General features: G+C 71.0%; 21 protein-coding genes and 1 pseudogene. 13 read left to right on the plus strand and 9 right to left on the minus strand.

Translation table 11 applies throughout. The features are described 5' to 3' along the window. Positions 1-404 precede the first annotated feature (404 nt). Positions 405-1,271: a 3-methyl-2-oxobutanoate hydroxymethyltransferase gene (gene panB / locus ACWD3O_RS16660; RefSeq protein WP_451410013.1), complete on the minus strand. Its 867-nt coding sequence runs from the start codon at positions 1,269-1,271 to the stop codon at positions 405-407. A gap of 331 nt (positions 1,272-1,602) precedes the next feature. Between panB and ACWD3O_RS16665 the strand changes: the two genes are divergently transcribed. The 3 genes from ACWD3O_RS16665 (at position 1,603) to ACWD3O_RS16675 (ending at position 4,558) form a co-directional block, all read left to right on the plus strand. Then, entirely contained in the window at positions 1,603-2,658 is a 1,056-nt protein-coding gene (locus ACWD3O_RS16665) for an endonuclease/exonuclease/phosphatase family protein (protein ID WP_451410014.1), read from the plus strand. Between the two features lie 196 nt (positions 2,659-2,854). After that, positions 2,855-4,087 (plus strand): MFS transporter, encoded by a 1,233-nt coding sequence (locus ACWD3O_RS16670; protein WP_451410015.1) that lies wholly within the window; start codon positions 2,855-2,857, stop codon positions 4,085-4,087. Positions 4,088-4,108: 21 nt separating this feature from the next. Continuing rightward, positions 4,109-4,558 carry an RrF2 family transcriptional regulator gene (locus ACWD3O_RS16675; RefSeq protein WP_451410016.1) on the plus strand — a complete coding sequence of 150 codons (450 nt, stop codon included), beginning with the start codon at positions 4,109-4,111 and terminating at the stop codon, positions 4,556-4,558. A gap of 118 nt (positions 4,559-4,676) precedes the next feature. Here the strand turns inward: ACWD3O_RS16675 and ACWD3O_RS16680 are convergent, their stop codons facing one another. Continuing rightward, a complete protein-coding gene (locus ACWD3O_RS16680) occupies positions 4,677-5,639 on the minus strand; it encodes a TerC family protein (protein ID WP_451410017.1) in 963 nt (320 codons plus the stop codon). A 252-nt stretch (positions 5,640-5,891) separates the two neighbouring features. Further along, a complete protein-coding gene (locus tag ACWD3O_RS16685; protein WP_451416364.1) occupies positions 5,892-7,097 on the minus strand; it encodes a globin domain-containing protein in 1,206 nt (401 codons plus the stop codon). A 310-nt stretch (positions 7,098-7,407) separates the two neighbouring features. On the opposite strand from ACWD3O_RS16685, the gene ACWD3O_RS16690 reads away from it, so the two are divergent. Together ACWD3O_RS16690 and ACWD3O_RS16695 are read left to right on the plus strand one after the other, a co-directional pair. Next, positions 7,408-8,769 carry a glutamine synthetase family protein gene (locus tag ACWD3O_RS16690; protein ID WP_451410041.1) on the plus strand — a complete coding sequence of 454 codons (1,362 nt, stop codon included), beginning with the start codon at positions 7,408-7,410 and terminating at the stop codon, positions 8,767-8,769. 185 nt (positions 8,770-8,954) lie between these two features. Further along, entirely contained in the window at positions 8,955-9,416 is a 462-nt protein-coding gene (locus tag ACWD3O_RS16695; protein ID WP_451416365.1) for a DUF5959 family protein, read from the plus strand. A gap of 183 nt (positions 9,417-9,599) precedes the next feature. Here the strand turns inward: ACWD3O_RS16695 and ACWD3O_RS16700 are convergent. Beyond that, positions 9,600-9,722, minus strand: a pseudogene (locus ACWD3O_RS16700) (IS5/IS1182 family transposase); the annotation flags it as partial. 17 nt (positions 9,723-9,739) lie between these two features. Between ACWD3O_RS16700 and ACWD3O_RS16705 the strand changes: the two are divergent. The 6 genes from ACWD3O_RS16705 (at position 9,740) to ACWD3O_RS16730 (ending at position 15,032) form a co-directional block, all read left to right on the plus strand. Continuing rightward, positions 9,740-10,231 (plus strand): hypothetical protein, encoded by a 492-nt coding sequence (locus tag ACWD3O_RS16705; protein WP_451416366.1) that lies wholly within the window; start codon positions 9,740-9,742, stop codon positions 10,229-10,231. 681 nt (positions 10,232-10,912) lie between these two features. After that, the gene (locus ACWD3O_RS16710) at positions 10,913-12,049 is read left to right on the plus strand and encodes a DUF262 domain-containing protein (RefSeq protein ID WP_451416367.1); all 1,137 of its coding nucleotides are present in this window, start codon (positions 10,913-10,915) and stop codon (positions 12,047-12,049) included. A gap of 2 nt (positions 12,050-12,051) precedes the next feature. Beyond that, the gene (locus ACWD3O_RS16715) at positions 12,052-13,389 is read left to right on the plus strand and encodes a hypothetical protein (protein ID WP_451416368.1); all 1,338 of its coding nucleotides are present in this window, start codon (positions 12,052-12,054) and stop codon (positions 13,387-13,389) included. A gap of 115 nt (positions 13,390-13,504) precedes the next feature. Next, positions 13,505-13,960 carry a VOC family protein gene (locus ACWD3O_RS16720; protein WP_451416369.1) on the plus strand — a complete coding sequence of 152 codons (456 nt, stop codon included), beginning with the start codon at positions 13,505-13,507 and terminating at the stop codon, positions 13,958-13,960. 62 nt (positions 13,961-14,022) lie between these two features. Then, on the plus strand, positions 14,023-14,514 hold the full coding sequence (locus ACWD3O_RS16725) for a DUF4240 domain-containing protein (RefSeq protein WP_451414240.1): 492 nt from the start codon (positions 14,023-14,025) through the stop codon (positions 14,512-14,514). Continuing rightward, positions 14,511-15,032, plus strand: a complete 522-nt coding sequence (locus tag ACWD3O_RS16730; protein ID WP_451416370.1) for a hypothetical protein — start codon at positions 14,511-14,513, stop codon at positions 15,030-15,032. Before ACWD3O_RS16725 ends, ACWD3O_RS16730 begins: the two co-directional genes overlap by 4 nt. 11 nt (positions 15,033-15,043) lie before the next feature. On the opposite strand, the gene ACWD3O_RS16735 is transcribed toward ACWD3O_RS16730, so the two are convergent. Further along, entirely contained in the window at positions 15,044-16,006 is a 963-nt protein-coding gene (locus ACWD3O_RS16735) for a LysR family transcriptional regulator (protein WP_451414242.1), read from the minus strand. Between the two features lie 137 nt (positions 16,007-16,143). On the opposite strand from ACWD3O_RS16735, the gene mdlC reads away from it, so the two are divergent. After that, the gene (mdlC, locus tag ACWD3O_RS16740) at positions 16,144-17,787 is read left to right on the plus strand and encodes a benzoylformate decarboxylase (RefSeq protein ID WP_451414243.1); all 1,644 of its coding nucleotides are present in this window, start codon (positions 16,144-16,146) and stop codon (positions 17,785-17,787) included. A gap of 74 nt (positions 17,788-17,861) precedes the next feature. Next, positions 17,862-19,151 (plus strand): MFS transporter, encoded by a 1,290-nt coding sequence (locus ACWD3O_RS16745; RefSeq protein WP_451414244.1) that lies wholly within the window; start codon positions 17,862-17,864, stop codon positions 19,149-19,151. 127 nt (positions 19,152-19,278) lie between these two features. On the opposite strand, the gene ACWD3O_RS16750 is transcribed toward ACWD3O_RS16745, so the two are convergent. The 4 genes from ACWD3O_RS16750 to ACWD3O_RS16765 all read right to left on the minus strand — a co-directional run bounded on the left by ACWD3O_RS16750 (position 19,279) and on the right by ACWD3O_RS16765 (position 21,855). Beyond that, the gene (locus ACWD3O_RS16750; protein WP_451416371.1) at positions 19,279-19,755 is read right to left on the minus strand and encodes a nucleoside deaminase; all 477 of its coding nucleotides are present in this window, start codon (positions 19,753-19,755) and stop codon (positions 19,279-19,281) included. Between the two features lie 9 nt (positions 19,756-19,764). Then, positions 19,765-20,598 (minus strand): isocitrate lyase/PEP mutase family protein, encoded by an 834-nt coding sequence (locus ACWD3O_RS16755; protein ID WP_451416372.1) that lies wholly within the window; start codon positions 20,596-20,598, stop codon positions 19,765-19,767. A gap of 73 nt (positions 20,599-20,671) precedes the next feature. Next, on the minus strand, positions 20,672-21,259 hold the full coding sequence (locus tag ACWD3O_RS16760; protein ID WP_451416373.1) for a hypothetical protein: 588 nt from the start codon (positions 21,257-21,259) through the stop codon (positions 20,672-20,674). An 83-nt stretch (positions 21,260-21,342) separates the two neighbouring features. Then, entirely contained in the window at positions 21,343-21,855 is a 513-nt protein-coding gene (locus ACWD3O_RS16765) for a pyridoxamine 5'-phosphate oxidase family protein (RefSeq protein WP_451416374.1), read from the minus strand. Positions 21,856-22,173 lie beyond the last annotated feature (318 nt).

Raw genomic sequence — 22,173 nt, forward strand, 5'->3', positions numbered from 1 at the left:
ACAGCCCACGGCCCCCTCCGGCAGCCCACGTCCCCCTCCGGCGGCCCACCGGCGCGCGTCGGCGGCCACCGACACCTACCGGCGCCCACCGACAGCCCGACGGCGGCCACCCCGGCGCCCGGCGGCAGCCCACGGCCCCCGCCGGTGGCCCACCGGCGCCCGGCGGCAGCCCACGGCCCCCGCCGGTGGCCCACCGGCGCCCGGCGGCAGCCCACGGCCCCCGCCGGTGGCCCACCGGCGCCCGTCGGCAACCGCCTGGGCACCCACCGGCGCCGTGCCGGTGGCGGGAAGGCCGACAGCCCGCCGACGGGGGGATCGGCGGGCTGTCCTCGCAGTGGCTTCGAGGGGCGAGGTCACCGCCCGCCCCGGGGCAGGGGCGGTGCGGCGAGCCGCGCCCGTACCGGTCAGTGGACGGAGTGCTCCTCCTGCGGGAACGTTCCGCCCACGACGTCCTCGGCGTACGCCCGGGCCGCGTCGCCCATCACCCGCCGCACGTCCGCGTACTGCTTGACGAACTTCGGGACCCGCCCGGGGGTGAGGCCCATCATGTCCGTCCACACCAGCACCTGCGCGTCGCACTCCGGCCCGGCGCCGATGCCGACCGTCGGGATGTGCAGGGTGCGGCTGACCTCGGCCGCCAGCTCGCGCGGCACCAGCTCCAGCACCACCGCGAACGCGCCCGCGTCCTGCACGGCCTTCGCGTCCCGCAGCAGCTGCTGCGCGGCCTCCTCGCCGCGCCCCTGCACCCGGTAGCCCATGGCGTTGACGGACTGCGGGGTGAGGCCGATGTGGGCCATCACCGGGATGCCGGAGTCGACCAGCAGCTTGATCTGCTCGTGCGACCGCTCGCCGCCCTCCAGCTTCACGGCGGTGGCGCCGGACTCCTTGATCAGCCGCATCGACGAGCGGAGCGCCTGCACCGGGCCCTCCTGGTACGACCCGAACGGCAGGTCCGCCACGATCAGCGCACGGCTGGTGCCGCGCACCACGGCGGCGGTCAGCATGACCATCTGGTCGAGCGTGACCGGCACGGTGGTGTCGTAGCCGAGGTGGCAGTTGCCGGCGGAGTCGCCGACCAGCAGGACCGGGATCCCGGCCTCGTCGAACACGGACGCCGTCATCGCGTCGTAGGCGGTCAGCATGGGCCAGCGCTCGCCGCGCTCCTTGGCCAGGGCGATGTCGCGGACGGTCACCCGGCGGTTGCTCTTCCCGCCGTACAGGGACTTCCCGCCGCCGTCGGGGCTCTTCTGGGCAGCCTGAAGCTGCGTCATGGAACGGCTCCTTCATTGTCATCTCGAGGCGCCCTCACGGCGTCCCCGGACCATTTCCATGGTTGCACCTGACCCGCGACAGGAGAAGAGGGGGGAGCGGGATGTGCGGTTTGCGTCACGGACGGTGGTTTCGGCACCGCTGAGTTGGAACCCGTTCCTCCAGTCCGGTCGTCCCACCCCTTGTAAGGCGCGGCGTGAGGGAGGAAGCTCCCGAGCGCCCGGCGGGACGGAAACCGGACATGCCCTAGGGTCGTAGACACGCGTACGACAAGTACAGCGTGTACGACCCCCAGGTACGGACGGTGTGCACGGCAGGTGGGTGAGGCGGCGGATGACGCAGCAGGCGTTCGCGACGGAGACGGACGGCAGGGGACCGGAGTCCAGGAGGCCCGGCCGGCTGCGTCGCCTGGCCCACCGCTGGGTCTGCCGCTTCGTGGGTGAGGGCCTCGCCGGACCCGGCGTGTGGCGCCGCGGCCTGGTCCTGGCCGCCTGCTCCGTGCTGCTGGCGCTGGTGATGCGGCTGCACGCGCACGTGCCCAACGCCGTCGGCAACCTCGGCAGTCTCGCCGAGACGTTCCTGCCGTGGTTCGGGCTGCTGATCCCGGTGCTGCTGCTGGCCGCGCTGGTGCGCCGCTCGGCGACCGCGGTGATCGCCGGGCTGCTGCCCGCGTTCGTCTGGGCGGGCCTCTTCGGCGGCCTGCTGTCCGACAAGACCGACCCGACCTCCGACGGCGACCTGACCGTCGTCACCCACAACGTCAACGCCGGCAACGTCGACCCGGCCGGGACCGCCCGCGACGTGGCGGCCTCCGGGGCGGACCTGGTGGCGCTGGAGGAGCTGACCGAGTCGGCGGTCCCGGTGTACGAGAAGACGCTGGCCTCCACCTACCGCTACCACTCGGTGCAGGGCACCGTCGGCCTGTGGAGCCGGTACCCGCTCCGGGACGTCGAGCCGGTCGACATCGAGCTGGGCTGGACCCGCGCCATGCGGGCCACGGTCGAGGCCCCCTTCGGCGACGTGAAGGCGTACGTCGCCCACCTGCCCTCGGTCCGGGTGCGGCTGGACGCCGGGTTCACCGCCCGGGAACGCGACCGCAGCGCCGACGCGCTCGGCGAGGCCATCGCCCGGGAGCCGGTGGAGAAGGTCGTCCTGCTCGGCGACCTCAACGGCACCATGAACGACCGCGCCCTGCGGGCGGTGACCTCCCAGATGCGCTCCACCCAGGGCGCGGCGGGCAGCGGCTTCGGCTTCAGCTGGCCGGCCGCCTTCCCGATGGCCCGGATCGACCAGGTCATGGTCCGCGGGATCGAGCCGGTGAGCTCCTGGACGCTTCCGGAGACCGGCAGCGACCACCTGCCGGTGGCCGCGCGCATGTCCGTACGCTGACACCTGATATTCACAGTTTCGCCGGGAACGCGAAATCGGGCCTCTGGAATACTGGAGGTCAGGACTTTGTTCCGCAATGGAACAATGGAGGACGCGGCGGAACGCGCCCGCAGCCCGGACCAGCCCGAGTCGGATCCCGCCCGCAGCCCGCACACTCGACCGGCCGTGACCACCCCAGCTGAAAGGCACCCGCCCCATGCCATTGGCCCTGCTCGCCCTAGCCGTAGGCGCCTTCGGAATCGGTACGACCGAGTTCGTGATGATGGGCCTGCTGCCCCAGGTCGCCACCGACCTGGGCGTCTCCATCCCCTCCGCCGGACACCTGATATCCGCCTACGCCCTCGGCGTGGTCGTCGGCGCGCCCCTGCTCGCCGCCGTCACCGCCCGGATGGAGCGCCGCCGGGTCCTGCTCTGGCTGATGGGGCTGTTCATCGTCGGCAACGGCCTGTCCGCGCTGGCCCCCGACCACACCTGGCTGCTCGGCGCCCGCTTCCTCAGCGGCCTGCCGCACGGCGCGTTCTTCGGCGTCGGCTCGGTCGTCGCCACCACCCTGGTCGCCCCCGAGAAGCGGGCCCGGTCGGTGGCCATGATGCTCACCGGCCTGACCGTCGCCAACATCGTCGGCGTCCCGGTCGGCACGCTGCTCGGCCAGGAGCTCGGCTGGCGGGCCACCTTCGGCGCCGTCTGCCTGATCGGCGCCGCCGCGGTCGCCGCGCTGGCGCTGCTGGTGCCGCGCGAGAAGCACACGGAGCACTCGGTGCCCCCGGTGGGCCTGCGCGGGGAGGTCGCCGCGCTGAAGTCCCTCTCGGTCTGGCTGGTGCTCGCCACCACCATCGTCGGCGGCAGCGCGCTGTTCTCCGCCTTCAGCTACATCACGCCCATGCTGACCGACGCCGCCGGCTACGCCGAGGCCTCGGTGACGCTGGTGCTCGCCCTGTTCGGCGTGGGCGCCACCATCGGCAACCTGGTCGGCGGCCGCCTCGCCGACCGCTCGCCGCGCGGCACGATCTTCACCGGCCTCGGCATCATGACCGTCACGCTGCTGCTCTACCCGCTGCTGATGGAGACCAAGATCGGCGGCGCGGTCGGCGTCCTGATGCTGGGCGTCGCCGGGTTCACCCTGGGCGCGCCGCTGCAGCTGATGGTCATGACCCGGGCCGCCAGCGCGCCCTCGCTGGCCTCGTCGGCCAACCAGGCCGCCTTCAACCTCGCCAACGCCGGCGGCGCCTGGATCGGCGGCCTGGCCCTCGCGGCCGGCCTGGGCGTCACCTCGCCCGCGCCGGTGGGCGCGGTCCTGGCCGTCCTCGGCATCGGCGTGGCGGTCCTGTCGCTGCTCGCCGACCGCCGCGAACGCCGCACCGGACGCGTCGTCGCCACGCACGTGCCCGCCCCCGAGGGCGCCCCCGCGCGAGCGGAACGAACGACCTGACCAGCGGGTTACCGTTGGCGTATGCGTCTTCTGCGATCCACCGACCTGGCCCTGCGCGTCCTCATGCGCCTGGCCATGGTCGCGCGGGACGCCACGCCGACCACCCGTGAGGTCGCGGAGGCGATCGCCGTCCCGTACACCCACACCACCAAGGTGGTCGCCGAGCTCCAGCGCATGGGGCTGGTCGACGCCCGGCGCGGACGGGGCGGCGGCCTCTCTCTGACCGCGGCGGGCCGCCGGGCCTCCGTCGGCACGGTGGTCCGCGCCTTCGAGGGCGACGGCGAGGTCGTCGACTGCGAGGGCGGTGACACGCCCTGCCCGGTCCTCCCCGCCTGCCGCCTGCGCGGCGCCCTCCGCCAGGCCCAGGAGGCCTTCTACGCCTCCCTGGACCCCCTCACGGTCGAGGACATGGTCACCAGCCCGGCCGGACCGCTGCTGCTGACCCTGGGCCCGCCGCCGGCCCGGCGCTGACCGGAGTCGCCGCTTCTGCCCGGAGCCCCTGCTTCTGCCCGGCGCCTGGTTTCCGCGCGGAGCCGCCGTCCTGCCCCGGGCCGCCGCCCCGCCGTCGTACCCGGTGTGAGCCCGCGCGTCAGTGGGCGTCCGCGCCCTCGTCCGTGCGGGGGCCGCGGCGGGTGGCCACCAGCGACCAGCCGATCGAGATCGCGATGGTGGCCGCGATGACCCCGAGGGTGAGCGGGATGGGCAGCTTGCCCACCGGCGTCTCCGACAGGATGAGCTTCACGCCGGCGAAGGCGAGCAGGACTGCCAGCCCGTAGTGCAGGTACTTGAAGCGCCGCAGCAGACCGGCCAGGCAGAAGTACAGGGCGCGCAGGCCGAGGACCGCGAAGGCGTTGGCCGTCCACACCAGGAACGTGTTGGTGGTGATCGCCAGGACCGCGGCGACCGAGTCGATCGCGAAGACCAGGTCGGTCGCCTCCACGGAGATCAGCACCACGAACAGCAGCGTGGCCACCCGCCGGCCGTCCAGGCGGACGAAGAACTTGTTGCCGTGGAACGACGGATCGGTCGGCACCAGCTTCCTGACCAGCCGCACCATCGGATTGCGGTCCGGGTGGACCTCGGTGTCCTTGCCGAAGGCCATCTTCCAGCCGGTCCAGATCAGGAACGCGCCGAACACGTAGGCCGTCCAGAAGAACACCCGCAGCAGTTCCGCCCCGACGAAGATGAACACCAGCCGTGCCGCCAGCGCGCCGAAGACACCCCAGAACAGCACCTTGTGCTGGTAGGCCTCGGGGACGGAGAAGAACGAGAACACCAGCGCGAAGACGAAGACGTTGTCGATCGACAGGGCCTTCTCGATCAGGTAGCCGGCGTAGTAGGTGGAGGACACCTCCCCGCCCTGCCAGACCAGCAGGACGAGGCCGAACCCCAGGCCGATGGCGATCCACACCGCGCTCCAGACGGCCGCCTCGCGGAAGCCGATCACGTGGTCGCCGCGGTGGGCCAGCAGGTCCACGGCCAGCATCACGCCGATGCAGGCGGTGACGGCCGCCCACGCCCAGAACGGGACCGGGAACGACAGGTCGTTCATCGCGGAACGTCTCCTTCCTCGCGGCCCCGGACCGCCCTCCCCGGAGCCGGTCGCGTCCCCTCAAGCGGAAGGCCGCGAGGCGTGGGCCGCCACTCGGAGCAGGGCAAACGTGTCACCGCGGGCCGGGCGCGCCGGGCACGCCGGGCACGCCGGGCACGCCGGGGCCCGGGTCACCGGCGAAGGCGACCCGGGCCCCGGGGCACGCACGGGAGCAGGCCCTCCCGTGCGGCTCCTGTTCGGTCCTGCGCGCGTTCAGTCCTGCGCGAGCCAGAGGTCGGGCCCGAACACCTCGTAGTGGATGTCCGCCGCCGGCACCCCGAGGCCCAGCAGCTGCGCCCGCACCGCCCGCATGAACGGCAGCGGCCCGCACAGGTACGCGCGCGTCCCCGGCGCCACCGTGATCCCCCCGCTCTCCGCGAGGTCGACCAGGCCGGCGCGGGCGCCCTCCGGCGCGTCCTGCTCGTACCAGAGGTGCAGCGAGGCGTCCGCGAGCGCGGCGACCGCGGCCTCCTGGTCGGCCCGCAGCGCGTGCGTGGCCGGGGAGCGGTCCGCGTGCACCACCGTCACCGCGCCCTTGTGCCCGGTCTCCACGAGGTGGCCCAGCATCGCGGCGACCGGCGTGACGCCGATGCCCGCCGAGGCGAGCAGCAGCGGGGCGTCCGCGTCCTCGATCACCAGGTCGCCGAAGGGCGCCGACACCCGCAGCGCGTCACCCTCGCGCACCGTGGCGTGCAGGTGGTTGGAGACCTCGCCCGCCGGCGCGTCCGCGCCCTGTCCGGCCACCGCAGCCACCCGCTTCACGGTGATCTGCCGCGCCCCGGCCCCCGGCGCGGCCGAGAGGCTGTACTGGCGGATCTGGCGCGCCCCGTCCGGAAGCTCCACCTGCACCGACACGTACTGCCCGGCCCGGAACGCCGGCACCGGCCGCTCGTCGGCCGGCCGGATCCGGAAGGTGGCCACGTCCGCGGTCTCCTCGATCCGCTCCACGACCTCCCACGCGCGCCACTCGTGCGCGCCCTGCTCCTCGTAGAGCCGCTTCTCGAGGGCGATCAGCGCGTTGGCCATCAGCCAGTACACCTCGTCCCAGGCCGCCGCCACCTCGGGCGTCACGGCGTCGCCGAGCACCTCCACGATCGCCTCGAAGAGGTGCTTGTGGACGACCGCGTACTGGTCGGGCAGCACCCCCAGCGAGGCGTGCTTGTGGGCGATCCGGGAGAGCATCGCGTCCGGCCGCTCGTCCGGCCGGTCCACCAGGTGCGTGGCGAACGCGGCGATGGAGCCCGCCAGCGCCCGCTGCTGGGTCCTGGCCGCCTGGTTGCCGCGGTTGAACAGGTCGCGCAGCAGCACGGGGTGAGCCGTGAACAGGCCGTCGTAGAAGCGCGTGGTGATCTCGTCGATCGCGGCGCCGACGGCGGGAAGGGTCGCCCGCACGGTGGCGGCGGACTGCTCGGACAGCATGGAAGCCTCCTGGATGCCTCGTTCTGGCGTGCGAAACGCTAGTAAAACTTGCATCCACGATGCAAATTAACGGTGAGGGTGTGTGAGCGATCTGTAGACGCGGGCCTTCCACGGAGGGATGAGCACGCACCCACCCAGAGGACTCGCGCGGGGGAGGGGGCCGGACGTCGGGTATGGCGAGCTCCGGGGCAAGATGACAGGCTGGAGCCGAGGTGGACGCCGGGGCGCCGACCGCCCGCAACGCGGGCGAAACCCACGTGTGGTGGTATGAGGCAGGCGCGGCGGATCGACGAAGATGGGGAAGCAGCCAATGGACAAGCAGCAGGAGTTCGTGCTCCGCACGCTGGAGGAGCGCGACATCCGGTTCGTGCGCCTGTGGTTCACGGACGTACTGGGCTTCCTCAAGTCCGTCGCCGTGGCCCCGGCCGAACTGGAGCAGGCCTTCGACGAGGGCATCGGCTTCGACGGCTCCGCCATCGAGGGCTTCGCCCGGGTCTACGAGTCCGACATGATCGCCAAGCCTGACCCGTCGACCTTCCAGGTCATCCCGTGGCGCGCCGAGGCCCCGGGCACGGCCCGCATGTTCTGCGACATCCTGATGCCGGACGGCTCCCCGTCCTTCGCCGACCCGCGCTTCGTGCTCAAGCGCGCCCTGGCCAAGGCGTCCGACCAGGGGTTCACCTTCTACACCCACCCGGAGATCGAGTTCTTCCTCCTGAAGAACAAGCCGACCGACGGCACCCCGCCGACCCCGGCCGACTACTCCGGCTACTTCGACCACACCCCGCAGAACATCGGCATGGACTTCCGCCGCCAGGCGATCACCATGCTCGAGTCGATGGGCATCTCCGTCGAGTTCTCCCACCACGAGGGCGGCCCCGGCCAGCAGGAGATCGACCTCCGCTACGCCGACGCGCTCTCCACGGCGGACAACATCATGACGTTCCGCCTGGTCATGAAGCAGGTCGCCCTCGAGCAGGGCCTCCAGGCCACCTTCATGCCCAAGCCGTTCTCGGAGTTCCCCGGCTCCGGCATGCACACCCACCTCTCCCTCTTCGAGGGCGACCGCAACGCCTTCTACGAGTCCGGCGCCGAGTACCAGCTCTCCAAGGTCGGCCGCTCCTTCATCGCCGGCCTGCTGCGCCACGCCGCCGAGATCTCCGCGGTCACCAACCAGTGGGTGAACTCCTACAAGCGCATCTGGGGCGGCTCCGAGCGCACCGCCGGCGCGGGCGGCGAGGCCCCCTCCTACATCTGCTGGGGCCACAACAACCGCTCCGCCCTGGTCCGCGTCCCGATGTACAAGCCCGGCAAGACCGGCTCCGCCCGCGTCGAGGTCCGCTCCATCGACTCCGGCGCCAACCCGTACCTCACGTACGCCGTCCTCCTCGCCGCCGGCCTCCGCGGCATCGAGCAGGGCTACGAGCTCCCGCCGGGCGCCGAGGACGACGTCTGGGCCCTCTCCGACGCCGAACGCCGCGCCCTCGGCATCGAACCCCTCCCGCAGAACCTCGGCGAGGCCCTCTCCATCATGGAACGCAGCGACCTCGTCGCCGAGACGCTCGGGGAGCACGTCTTCGACTTCTTCCTCCGCAACAAGCGACAGGAGTGGATCGAGTACCGGTCCGAGGTCACGGCGTTCGAGCTGCGCAAGCACCTGCCGGTGCTGTAAGTCCAGGTCAGGCGTGGTTTCACGTGACGCAACGGTGAGGGGCGGTGGTCGATCGACCACCGCCCCTCACCGCTCCCGCCGGCCTCGCAGGAGTTCGCGGCCCATGGCCGCGTCCGGGCAGTGCTCGGCCGTCGACGCCTGACCTGGCGCTTCGGCCATCGCACTCAGGTCGTAGATTCGTCGCCGTGACAGACGACTCGGCTGCCGGCAGGACAGAACTCATTCGGCTGGCTGATGCAACGCAGAGCATCAGCATCCAACTGCGTTCGACCACGCCCAGCCACCACTCAGCAGGAGCTCTCCACTACGACGCAGACATAGTCCTGACCAGCGACTTCGTGAGCGGCAGCGCTTACCTCGGCTTCGACTCCCAGGACCTTGTGCACCTCGGCCAACTTCTGGTCCTGCTCCAGGAGTCCGACGAGGAGTTCGATCCGGACGACCCATTCATGGCCGACTGGCCCAATGAGGGCCGCACGGCCTATCTCCGCCTTATCGGCGAAGATCCGTTTGTGGTCGAAGTACACGACGGGACGGGCAGTCAGGTCGTCGTCGCCATGCGCCTTGACCTCCAGGAAGACTGGCTGACCGAAGCCGGACAACGTCTTGAGGAAGCCCGCGCTGCGCTTGGCATACCTCAGCCCTGAGACCAGCAGCACTGGGTCGGAGTCGGGAACAGACACTCCCAAGGCTATGGGCGCCGTTTGTCGACGCGCGGCTCCGGCGACTCCCGGCGGACGACGGCCGAGGCCTGAGGTGGCCTTCGTGCTCAGGACGCCGTGGGAGCGTCCGAGGGCACGGCCGTCAGGTTAGGCTCGGTCGGGCGCGTGCCCGTTCTTCCTCGCACCAGCGGCGTGCTGGTGAGCCCGGAGGACGGTGGAGTCCACCGAGACGGTCCAGCCGATGTCGGCCACAGCGTCCGCTGCAGCTGGGACGCGTTCCCAAGTATCGTCGGGGAGGCGGGACAATTATGGCGCTCTGCTTCGGGCTCGTAGTGAACTTCGGTGACGATATCGAGGCGGCACAGGCTGCTGCCCTCGTCGACCCCATTCCATGGGCGCTTCGTGCGGGGCCGCACCGCATCCCGCTTCACCGGCCGATGCTGCGGAAGGTAGGTCAGCACGTCGAACTCTCGCTTCTGCCCGTAGGGATCGGTTGGGGCTGCCCCATGGATGGCAGCATCCCTCGTATCCAGCTTGATGCGGCAGAGCTGACCGATTTGGCGCACCAGTTGTACGGGTTGCTCCGGCAGTTCCGTGGATACCTCGCTGCCAAGGTTGGTTGGGACCCGGAAGAGCTCGTGGACCATGACGAGCTCAGGTCCGAGTGGTCGGACGAGGTGAAGGCGGGCGGCCTGCACGGACTTGTGCTCTCCGACGAGCTGCACGCCGAGTTCGACCCTGACGCGGACTACGAAGTCTTCCAGCCCGGGTACCGCTGGGTCCCGTATCCCGGAGAGTAGCCGAGCAACCTCACAGCCAGGAGGTGACATTGCCAGAGTGGCGTGGCGTGCCCCAGATCTGCCGCGAAGTCATCACTGGCTGGCCGGGTTCCGCCCGAACGCAGCCCTCCCTCGGAAGGGGCGCCCACCGCGTGCTTGCGGTGATGCGGTGGTGCGCCGCGGTCAGTGGCCGGCCCTTCGAGGGGCGCCAAGGCCAAGGGCAAGCGGTGGAGCTGCCCGACCGACGAAGGACCCACTCGCTCAGGCCGATGAGTGCTTGCGGCCCGGGGGCTTGGGGGCGGAATGACTCCGAGCGACCGCTTTCCTGGGCTGCCCCTGGGCCTGCGAGGTGGGCCAAGGACGACAACCGTCGACCGTCGCCGACGGCTGCAACACAGGTCAGAGACCTGGTGGGAGTCTCCGCGGCATGTGAAACCCTCCGCGTCTGCTTCTCCGCAACAAGCGGTGAGAGGGGATGGAGTACCGGTCCGAGGCGACCGCGTTCGACCTGCGGAAGCCTCTGGCCGTGCTGCAGGGGCAGTTCGGGCATGGCTGCACGGACACCTTCTGTGTGAGGCATGGGCGCAGTCTTCATCGGTGAGATGTGGCGTACCGACCGAACGTCAGCGCAACAGAGGTTACTCTTCGCTTCGATGTCCAAGGTGGCGTCATCTGCATGCCAGCGAAGCTCCGGGAAGAGTAATGAGACTCAAGCGTTCAGACCTCGAGGTCGAAGTTCTGTACAACAGAATCACCCGAGGTGACTTGGATCTCCAGCCGGATTACCAGCGTGGCGAGGTGTGGGATTCGAATCGCCGACAGCGCCTCGTGGACACGATTCTTCGCGATTGGTACGTGCCCGCGATTCACGTTGTCGAGGACGGGGCGGGCGCCGAGTCCGTTCTTGACGGGCAGCAGCGGCTCAGGACGATTCAGGCGTTCATCGACGGTGAGTTTCGCCTCAACGGGAAGATCGACCCCTTTCGTGGCGACCTGGCGGAGTACGACGGAAAACGCTTCAAGCAGCTCCCTGAAGCATGGAGGAAGCGTTTCATGCGCTTCCAGATCACCGTCGTCACGCTCACGGATTATGATCCGGCCGAACCTGCGGAACTCTTCTTCCGACTCAATCAGCAGTACACTCTGACACCTCCTGAGAAGCGCAATGCCCTTTTCGGAGACGCACGGGATCAGGTCAAGAAGCTGGTGGCAGAGCTTTCTCCTGACCCTCTCGCGAAGGAGTTGATCGGCTTCTCCAACGGGCGGCTGGCCTATGACGACGTCCTGGCTCGAGTGTGCATCGCTTTCCAAGAAGGAAATCTTCGACGGCAGCTGAGCAACGCCTACATCGAAGATTTTTACCGGAACGGCAAGTTCAGTGATGAGGTAATGGAACGCGCGTACGCCGCCGGCCGAAAACTAGGAGAGCTCCTCGGTGGCGAGAAGGTGGTGCGCTTCAACAAGGCCACGCTGTTCTCGTGGATGGTTTTCCTCGACGCACTGAACCTGAGGTCCGTCGATGTTGAACCGGCTTTCATCAGGGACTTCGAGGCCGTGCGCGCCGGCGCTCACCCGTCCGACGGTGGCGCCAGTACGTTCCCCGGCTATCTGGCTGCCGTCGCCAAGACCTACAGTGATCGAGCCTCCTACCGAGTGCTGGATGTTACATCGGTCCTGTTGCGTGACTTTGCCCTGCATCTGGTGCACGCGGCATTGACGGGGGCCAGCAGCAGGCAAGACGACCTCTACACCTTCGTGATGTCGCTCGATCCCAATGGCGAAGTCGAAGAGGAGATGTGGGCTGCGGTCGAACGTCTGCACTGGGGGACCGAACTGTGAGGTTGCTGGATCTGGCCAAACGATGGGACAAGCTGGCGAAATCGGATGGCCCGAAGGGATTCCCTCGGGAAGTGCAATTCCCGCGAAAATTCGGAAATGACGACTCGGTCACCCTGCCTAGATCGTTGACAGTCGTTTTCGGTCTTAACGGTGCAGGAAAGACGCGTCTCCTGAGGTCAATCTCCGAGTCGCTCGACGATGCGCCCATCGTTGCGATGTACGAGCTGGTCAACTATCTCCTGCACGACTTCGGCAAGCGGCACGACATCGATGATTTGCTGGACGAACTCGACCCGCTGGAGCCTGAAAAGGTGAAGGCGTCCGAGGTGCAGGACTTGGTCCGGCGTGACTACGACGAGATGCGCTGGTACGCGGTCCAGATCCTGGACAGTCCGTTCGCGAAATTGGTTGGAGAAGACGTAGTCCCTGTCTTCGTCGTCCGTCACGAAGGGTTGGAGTACGACTTTCGCAGCATGGGCTTGGGAGAACTCAGCGTCCACCTACTCATGTGGATCCTCTCCTACAGCAAGGGGAACGACAACGTGGCGTTTCTCCTGGACGAACCCGAGGCGTTCCTGCCGGCCCCGTCACGCACTGCCCTTCTGTCTCATTTGATAGAGATCTGTCTCAGCGGTGGGAAGCCGCTTGTGATCGCATCCCACTCGCTGGAGATAATCCAGCCTGCCCTCGATGCGGATGCAGCCATCATGCTGACCACTCTCGGCGGGGAAGGCAGTATTATCGGCCCTTCCTCGGATCTGCGGGAAAGTGTAGCCGGGATGTTCGGCAAAACACCGGGTGTTGAATGGATCGTCTTCCTCGAGGACGAAGCGGCGACCATACTCATGCAGGAGATGGTCAGATCGGCGGACCCCCGCCTGTGGCAGGGCTCCCGGTTTCTGTGGTGCAAGGGGTACGGCGATCTGGAGACGGTCTGGTCCCGTCTTCCGCGGCCAGCGGTTCCGGTGGAAGGAATCCCTGGTTTCGCCTTCGTGGCGGACGGCGACAAGCGTGAGGCGGTACAGAAGAGAGTCGGGCGGACCGGAGCGCAAAGGGTATGGCCGTTCTATTGTCTTCCCGGTGATCCGGACTCTCTTATGAAGATGGCGTCGAGTAGGCAACTGGATTTTCTTGCTCGACATTTCGGGATTTCCTTGCACGAGCTTCGAGGGTTCCTTGAGTCGATGCAAGGGCGCGAAGCCCATAACTGGCTGGAAGAGGTTCTGGGGTACGTCCGACTACCACGCCAAGAGGCGCTGAAAGTGCTCGCCTCCGCTGTTGTCAGAGAGCTGCGGCAGGAGCAGCTCGAGGAGATCGTCGCTCCACTGGCAAACCGGTGAACAAGGCCACTTGGTCCGCACCTTCCGTGAAGAGCAGTGCACGATGTCGGCGACGGCGGGTGGGGTTCGGGCCGGCCGAGCGGAGGGTGTCCGACGGGACTGTCACACTCCGGCCATGGAGACGACGCTGCAGCTGACGGTCGACTGTGCCGATCCGCAGAGGATGGTGGCGTTCTGGAGCGAGGCCCTGGGGTACGTTCCCGAGCCGCCGCCGAGGGGGCATGCCACCTGGCGGGCGTACTGGACGGCGCAGGGGTTGCCCGAGGAGGAGTTACCGGAGGGCGCCGGGGACTGCCCGGAGTCGATCGTCGACCCCGCGGGGCGGGGGCCGCGCGTGTGGTTCCAGCAGGTGCCGGAGGCGAAGGCCGCCAAGAACCGCATCCACTTCGACCTGAGGGTCGGCGGCGGGCGTGACGTGCCGCTGGAGACGCGCAGGCGGCGGATCGACGCCGCGGTGGAGAGGCTGGTCGCGGCGGGCGCCGCCGTGGAGCGGGTCGTGGACGAGCCGGACGGGGGGCGGTACGCGGTGGGGATGCGGGATCCGGAGGGCAACGAGTTCGACGTCTTCTAGCGCTGCCTGTCCGCGCGCGTCCGCCGGCCCGGTTGTCACAGCCGTCCTTCATGCTGCCCGGCATGGACGAGAACGCCTTCTGGCAGCTCATCGCCGCGTGTGGCACCTCGGCCCCGGACCCCGAGGCCGACGAGCTGGCCCCTGCCCTCACCGCCCGCCTGATGCGCGGCCCGCTCCATCAGGTGATCGGCTTCGCCGAGCAGCTTTCCTGGGCCCTGTACCGGTTGGACCGCAGGGAGTACGGCGCCGACCTGTCGGGCGACCAGTTCCTGTACACCCGGGCCGCGGTCGTCGCGGCAGGCCGCGCGGAGTACGAGAGCGTGCTGCGCGACCCACAGCGGTTCGTGCCGTACGCCGACGGCCTGGTCTGGGCCGTGGCGCTGCTGTACGTCCCCGACAAGGCGTACCGGCACCTCACCGGCGAGGAATGGGACCGCGACACCCGGTACAGCTACGAGTCGTACTCCAACACCGCGGGGTGGGCGTCGCCCGGTGACGCGGCCTTCGGGGCAGCCGGGGAGCGGTTCGGGCGCGCGCCGGGGGCCACGCCGTGAGCACCGTGCTGTCCCTGCTGCTCGGCTTCGCGGCGACGGGCGAGGTCGGTGGGGTGAGGGTCGGGACGACCGCGGCTGAGGCCGATCGGGCGCTCGGTGGGATCACTGGGCAGGACCTGTGGGCATCTGGTTCTGACGGTTCCGAAGGCTCCGACGGCTTCGGCGGCTCCGTCGGGTACAAGGACGGGAGCCTTGAGCTCTGGGTCGGTGAGGACGGGACGGTGTGGCTGCTGGGGTTCGACGATCTGGACGGGGAGGGCCTGTTCCAGGCGCCGAGGTGTCTCGGGGCGGACGTCCGACAGGTGACCGCGCCGACGTACCAGGCCGTGACGGACGGACTCGACCGACTCGGCTGTGCATGGCGTCGCGACGATGCGCTGACGTTCGACGGCCAGCTCGCCGTGGTGACGGAAGCGGGGGTCTCGGCGGTCTTCGCGCGTGTTCCGTCGGGGGCCGGCGACTGGGTGCTGTCCAGCCTGTACGCGGCAGGTCCCGGGGGTACGGCACTGCCGTCGTAGACAGCCCCGGATCAGCCGTCCGCCCCCGGTGATGCTGCCAACGGTCCCTCCAGGGGCGGGAGTTGGGTGGGGCTGATCTGTTCGCCGAGGACGGTGGTCATGAAGCGGATCAGCCACCGTTGCGCGGGGGTGCGGGAGGTGTCGGGGCGGGCGTAGAGGGCGATCTCGATGGGCTCCGCGGCGAAGGGGAGGCGGACGAGGCGGATGCGGTGGGAGGCGGCGAAGATCTCCGCGACGTACTCGGGGATCACGGCGATCAGGTCGGTCTCCGCCAGCAGGTACGGGAGGATCGTGAAGCGGGTGACCTCCACCGCGACCCGGTCGAGGAGGCCGTGCGCGGCGAGGAGCTCGCGGGGCGCGGCGTGGCCGCTGGGACCGAAGACGGTCGCGTGGTGCTCGGCCGCCAGCTGTTCCAGGGTGACCTCGTCGCCCGTCACCCGGGGGTGGGACGCGGCGACCACGCCGACGTAGCGCTCCCGGAAGAGCGGCACGCGGACGGTGCGGTGGGTGGCCATCACTGGCGTGGCCACGAAGGCGTCCAACTCCCCTCGGCTGAGCTGGCGTTCGGCGTCGTCGACGTCCAGTGGCCGGACCGTGAAGGAGACGCCGGGGGCCGAGCGGCGGGCGGCGGCCGCCAGGCGGGGGAGCAGGGTCGTCTCGCCCAGGTCGGAGAGGGCGAGGGTGAAGTTGGCCGACATGGTCGCCGGGTCGAACTCGTCCGCCTGACGCGTCGCCTCGTCGATCTGGGCCAGCGCCCGCTGCAGCGGTTCGTACAGCCGCCGCGCGCCCGCCGTCGGGGTCAGGCCGCGCCCGCTGCGGCGGAACAGGTCGTCGTCGAAGTGCCGGCGCAGCTTGGCCAGGCTGTAGCTGACCGTCGGCTGCGTGACGTGCAGCGCGTCGGCTGTGGCCGTGACGCTGCCGGTCTCGTACAGCAGGACGAACAGCCGGGCCAGGTTGAGGTCGAAGTCCCGCATGCGGGCGGAGCCTACGCGTCCGGATCCGGAAGTTCCATAGACGGCATCTATGTCGGGTACGAGAAACATTTATTGGTGCCGGGTGTGAGCCGCTGCCTAGCGTGTCGGCCATCACTCGAAAGGAACGTGAAACGTCCGTGCCATCCGTACGTCATGTCTCGCACGAGTTCCTGGCCCGCCAGGGACTGACCACCGTCTTCGGCAACCCCGGCTCCAACGAGCTGCCCTTCCTCGCCGACCTTCCGGACGGCTTCCGCTACGTGCTCGGCCTGCACGAGGGCGCCGTGGTCGGCATGGCGGACGGCTACGCCCAGGCGACCGGGCGGCCGGTGCTGGTGAACCTGCACGCGGCGTCCGGTTCCGGGAACGCGATGGGCGCGCTGACCAACGCGGTGTCCTCGCGCACCCCGCTGGTGATCGTGGCCGGGCAGCAGGTGCGGCCCGCCGTCGGGCCCGAGGCGAACCTGGCCAACGTGGACGCGCCGTCCCTGATGAAGCCGCTGGTGGGCTGGGCCGCCGAGCCCGCGTGCGCGCAGGACGTGCCGCGCGCCCTCGCCCAGGCGGTCTTCGAGGCCGAGCTGCAGCGCAGGCCCACCTACCTGTCCGTGCCGTACGACGACTGGGCCGCCGACGCGGGGGAGAACGGCCCCGCCGTCCTCGACCGGTCCGTGCGGCGCGGCTCCGCGCCCGGGGCGGAGCTGGGCCGGGACCTGGTGGAGCGGGTCACGGCGGCCGAACGGCCCGTGCTGGTCCTCGGCGGCGACATCGACACGGCGGGGCTCTTCGACGACGCCGTGCGCCTCGCGGAACGGCTCGGCAGCCCCGTGTGGGCGGCCCCGTCGCAGTTCCGGCTGCCGTTCCCCAACCGCCACCCGCTCTTCCGCGGCGTGCTGCCCGCGGGCATCAAGCCCATCTCGGACGCCTTCGAGGGGCACGACCTGGTGCTGGTCCTCGGCGCGCCGGTGTTCCGGTACCACGAGTACCTGCCGGGCCGGTACCTGCCGGAGGGCACCCGGCTGCTGCAGGTCACCGAGGACGCGTCGGCCGCGGCCCGCGCGCCCATGGGGGACGCCGTGGTCGCCGACCCGGGGGCGGTCATCGGGCTGCTGCTGGAGGCCCTCGCCCAGGGCGCGGCGACGCCCGCCACCGGGGCCGCCGCCGGGACCGGTGCCAAGACCGGCGCGGTGCCCGCCGCCTCCGCCGGCGTGGAGTACCGCCCGACCCCCGCCCCCGCGACGGCCGAGGGGGACCGCCTCCACCCGGAGGAGGTGTTCGCCGCGCTGCGCGACGAGCAGCCCGCGGACACCGCGTACGTCGTGGAGTCGACGTCGACCAGCGCGGCCTGGTGGCGGCAGATGGACCTGCGCCGCCCCGGTTCCTACTACTTCCCCGCCGCCGGCGGCCTCGGCTTCGGCCTGCCCGGCGCGGTCGGCGTCGCCCTCGCCCAGCCGGACCGCCCGGTGGTCGGTGTGATCGGCGACGGCTCCGCCAACTACGGCATCACCGCCCTGTGGACCGCGGCCCAGCTCCGCCTCCCGCTGACGGTCGTCCTCCTGCGCAACGGCACCTACGGGGCGCTGCGCTGGTTCGGCGGGCTGCTCGGGGTGCCGGACGCGCCCGGCCTCGACATCCCCGGCCTGGACTTCACCCGCATCGCCGAGGGCTACGGAGTGCGGTCCCAGCACGTCACCGACGTGGCGGAACTGCGCGCCGTCCTCGCCGAGCGGCCCGACGGCCCCCGGCTCGTCCAGGTCGACACCGCCCTCACCACCCCCCACTGACCCCCCACCGACCGCTCCCCTCGCCACCCCCCGCTCCCGTCCCCCGTCCCCTCCATCCATCCCTGGGAACCGCCATGACCTCTGCGACAACGCCGTCCGGGTCGGCTCAGGCCGCCACCGGCAGACGACGCACCACCTGGACCGTGCTCCTGTGCTGGATCACCGTCATGCTCGAGGGCTACGACCTCGTCGTCCTCGGCGCGATCATCCCGACCCTGCTGAAGACCGAGCACCTGGGCATGACGGCGGTCGACGCGACCACCGTCGCCACGCTCTCGCTCGTCGGCGTGGCCATCGGCGCGGTCTCCGTCGGCCCGCTCGCCGACCGGATGGGCCGGCGCCGGCTGCTCATCGCCTCGGTGGTGGTCTTCTCGGTGTTCACCATCCTGGTGCCGCTGGCCGGCTCGGTGACCATGTTCGCCGCGCTGCGCCTGATCGCCGGTGTCGGCCTCGGCGCGTGCATGCCGGTGTCGCTGACGATGATGGCCGAGAGCATGCCGGCCAGCCGCCGCGCCCGGGCCAGCACCCTCACCATGACCGGCTACCACACCGGCGCGGTGATCACCTCGCTGCTGGCGCTGAAGTTCAGCGACGACTGGCAGATCCTCTTCTACGCGCTCGGTGTCGTCGGCCTCGTCGTCGCCGTGATCCAGTGGTTCTACCTGCCGGAGTCCGAGGCGTACGTGAAGGCCAAGGAGGGCGGCGAGGCGGAGCGGGTGCCGTTCAGCGTGCTGCTGAAGCCGACCTACCTGCGGGCGGGCATCGGCGTGTGGGTCGCGTCCTTCATGGGCCTGCTGCTCGTCTACGGCCTCAACACCTGGCTGCCGAAGCTGATGAACGACGCCGGCTACCCGGTGCCGACGGCCGTCACCCAGCTGCTGATCCTCAACCTGGGCGGTGTCGCCGGTCTGCTGGTCGGCGGGTGGGTCGCCGACCAGAAGGGCATCAAGGGCACCACGCTCGGCTGGTTCGCGGCCGCGGCGGTCATGCTGGCCTGCCTGTCCGTGAAGATGGAGAGCGACCTGCTGCTCAACGTGGTCGTCTTCTTCACCGGCGTGTTCGTGTTCTCCGCGCAGGTGCTGGTCTACGCGTACGTGACCAACTTCTACCCGGCCGCCATCCGCAGCACGGCCCTCGGCTCGGCGTCCGGCATCGGCCGCCTGGGGTCCATCGTCGGCCCGTCCATCACCGGTGCGCTGGTGACGGCCGGGATCGGGCACCCGTGGGGCTTCTACTCCTTCGCGCTGGTCGCCGTCCTCGCGGTGGTCGCGGTGCTGACGCTGCCGAAGGGGCAGGCGGAGCCGGAGGCCGACGCGACGGGCGACCAGGCCGCCGCCGCGCCGGCGGCGGGGGCGTCCGCCTGACGCCCGGCCTCTCCCCGTAGGCGGGCCGCCGTACCGCTCCGCGCGGTGCGGCGGCCCGTCGCGTATCGCGGACGTCCCGCCGCCGAGGGGGCCTCGCCGTGCTCGGCCGGGGCCCCGCGGCGGAGCGCTACGGGTGGTGCAGGCGGTGATGCAACGCGCGGACCTCGTCGACCAGTTCGGGCACCGGCCCGTCCACCACCGCGTCCGGGACGACGGCGGTGACCGGCAGGGTGGCGACCGGGGAGGCGGGCACGCCCCACTCGGTGAGCCAGCCCGACAGCTGGGCGCCGGAGGCCACGTACACGATGCGTCCGAGGCCCACCCAGCCGTGCGCGGCCGCGCACATCGGGCAGTGCTCGCCGGAGGTGTAGACGGTGGCCGCGGCGCGCTCCGCCGGGGACAGGTGCCGGGCGGCCCAGCGGGCCAGGGCGAACTCCGGGTGCTGGGTGTGGTCGCCGGAGGCCACGTGGTTGTGGTCCTCGCCCAGGACGGTGCCGTCGCCCGCCACCAGGACGGACCCGAAGGGCTCGTCGCCGGCCGCCAGCGCCTGGGCCGCCAGTTCCACACAGCGGCGCAGGTGCCGCAGATCCACGTCACTGATCACCGGCTCACCTTAACGGGTGGCCGGGAACAGGGCGTTGAGCTCGGAGTAGTCGATGGCCCGGTCGAGGGAGTCGTAGCCGCCCGTGCCGAGCAGGTCCAGGGCCGCGCGGCGGGCCGCGGCGTAGGCGGCCTGCGCGACGCCCGAGCCGAGGCTGACCCGGGCCGCGCCCAGGGCGCCCAGTTCGGCCACGGTGGGAGCGCCCGGACCGGCCATGACGTTGAGGGGGACGGTCAGGCCCGCCGCGAGCTCGGCGACGACCTCCGGGTCGGTGACGCCGGGCACGAAGACGCCGTCCGCCCCGGCGTCGACGTAGGAGCGGGCCCGGGCGAGCGTGTCCTGGAGGCGGGTGGCGGGGTCGCCCAGGCCGAACAGGTAGGTGTCGGTGCGGGCGTTGACGAACAGGTCGACGCCCGCCTTGTCCGCCGCCTCGCGCGCCGCCCCGATCCGTGCGGCGAGGGCGCCCGGCGGCCGCGTGCCGTCCTCGATGTTGACGCCGACCACGCCGGCGTCGAGGACCCGGGCGACGGTCTCGCCGACCTCGGCCGGGCTCTGCCCGTAGCCGCCCTCGATGTCGGCGGTGACCGGCACGGCGACGGTCGAGGCGATGCGGGCGAGGACGTCCAGCACCAGGTCGCGGGCGACGCTGTCCCCGTCCGCGGCGCCGAGCGCCCAGGCCACCCCCGCGCTGGTGGTGGCGATCGCCGGCGCGCCCGCCGCCTCCACGACACGGGCCCCGGCGACGTCCCAGACGTTGGCCAGGGCCAGGGGGCGGGCGGGGGTGTGGAGGGAGCGGAACAGGGCCGCGGGGGAGGGGGCGCCGTCGTGGCGGGGTGTCTCGTTCATGGGTCCAGCCAACCAGCGGGGACGGGGCGGTGTCCGGCGGAAATCCGACATGGACGGGCCCGCGCGGTGTTCGTCAGCTCGGCGACGGCGACGGGGACGGTGAGGCCGACGCCTCGACGGCTTCGAACGCGGCGCGGACGCACGCGTTGTCGAAAGCGGTCACGGCCATGCCGGTGAATGCCTGCGTCTCGTCCGCCGCCGTGCCCGGCACGCCTTCCACCAGCTCTTCGGCAGTGACGGAACCCGTCATCACGTCGATCGTCCAGTGCTGCCGCTCCAGGGACCAGGTGGAGCTGTCGTCCTCGGAGCCCCCCTTCGTCCTGCTCCAGCCGCTCTTCTCCAGGTCGGTGATCACCGTCCGCACGGCCTTCTCCTGCGGCTCCTCCGGCGTGCGGAGGCGCGTGTGCACCACGCAGTGGCTTTCGAGTTCCCCTTGCCAGAGGTCCGTGAAGCGGGCCCGGTCGAAGCCGCCGGCCCTGACGGCCCGTTGTATCTCCCGCTTCACGGAGGCACGCGTCGGCCTGGGCCCCTCGGCGGCCGATGCCGCCTTCCCCGTGCCGCCGTCGGCGCTCGGCTCCGTCCGTGCCGCGCTCCCGTCGGTGCCGCCGCCGCAGGCCGCCAGCACCGGTACGGCGACGCACGCCGCCAGAAGTCTCCCCACCCCGCGCAATGCCCCGCACTCCTCCCGCTCCGCATCGTCGGCGGAGTGTCGCACGGTCGCGGTGCGGGCGGCTCCACGGATGCTCAGGCGAAGCGCCAGCGGGTCTGGCTGAAGGGGCGCCCCTTGCCGAAGCCGAAGACGGTGCGGGGGGCGACGGCGAAGACCAGGGCCGAGCCCGGGCTGTGGTGGAAGTGGCCGTCGCGGACCTCGAAGTGCCAGAAGTCGCCGTACTTGCGTTCCCAGGCGGCGGCGAGGTCCCGCAGGCGGGCGTCGTCGGAGACCCGCACCGCCTCGCCCTCGACGACCAGGTCGTAGCCGGTGTCCCACAGGTTGGTCCCCGTGGTGAGGGTGACGTGCGGGTTGGCGGCCAGGTTGCGGGCCTTGCGCTCGTCGGGCCCGGTGCAGAAGTGGAGGGCGCCGTCGGCCCAGACGGCCGGCAGCGGGGTGACGTGCGGGCGGCCGTCGGGGCGGACGGTGGAGATCCAGAACAGTTCGGCCGCCGCCAGGAGGCCTTCCGCCTCCGGCCACTCAGGCGGGAGGGCGTCCGGGTCGCTGTAACGGGGGTCGAGACGGGAGTCCAGGGGTTCGGCGGCCATGGCTGTCTCCGTGTGGGGGGCCCGACGAGGGACGACGACGAATGACGACGAGGTGGCGAGACCACGTGCCCAACCGTGTTCCCCGATTGCCACGGCCCCAGCCACAACCCACCGAACCCGCGGCCCCGAGCCCCCTGAGACCCGGCCCCCGGGCCCACGGGATCCGGCCCCCGGGCCCACGGGATCCGGCCCCCGGGCCCACGGGCCCGGCTCCCGAGCCCTCACGGGCCCGGCTCCCGAGCCCTCACGGGCCCGGCTCCCGAGCCCTCACGGGCCCGGCTCCCGAGCCCTCACGGGCCCGGCTCCCGAGCCCTCACG

It is taken from the genome of Streptomyces sp. NPDC002640, assembly GCF_053592575.1.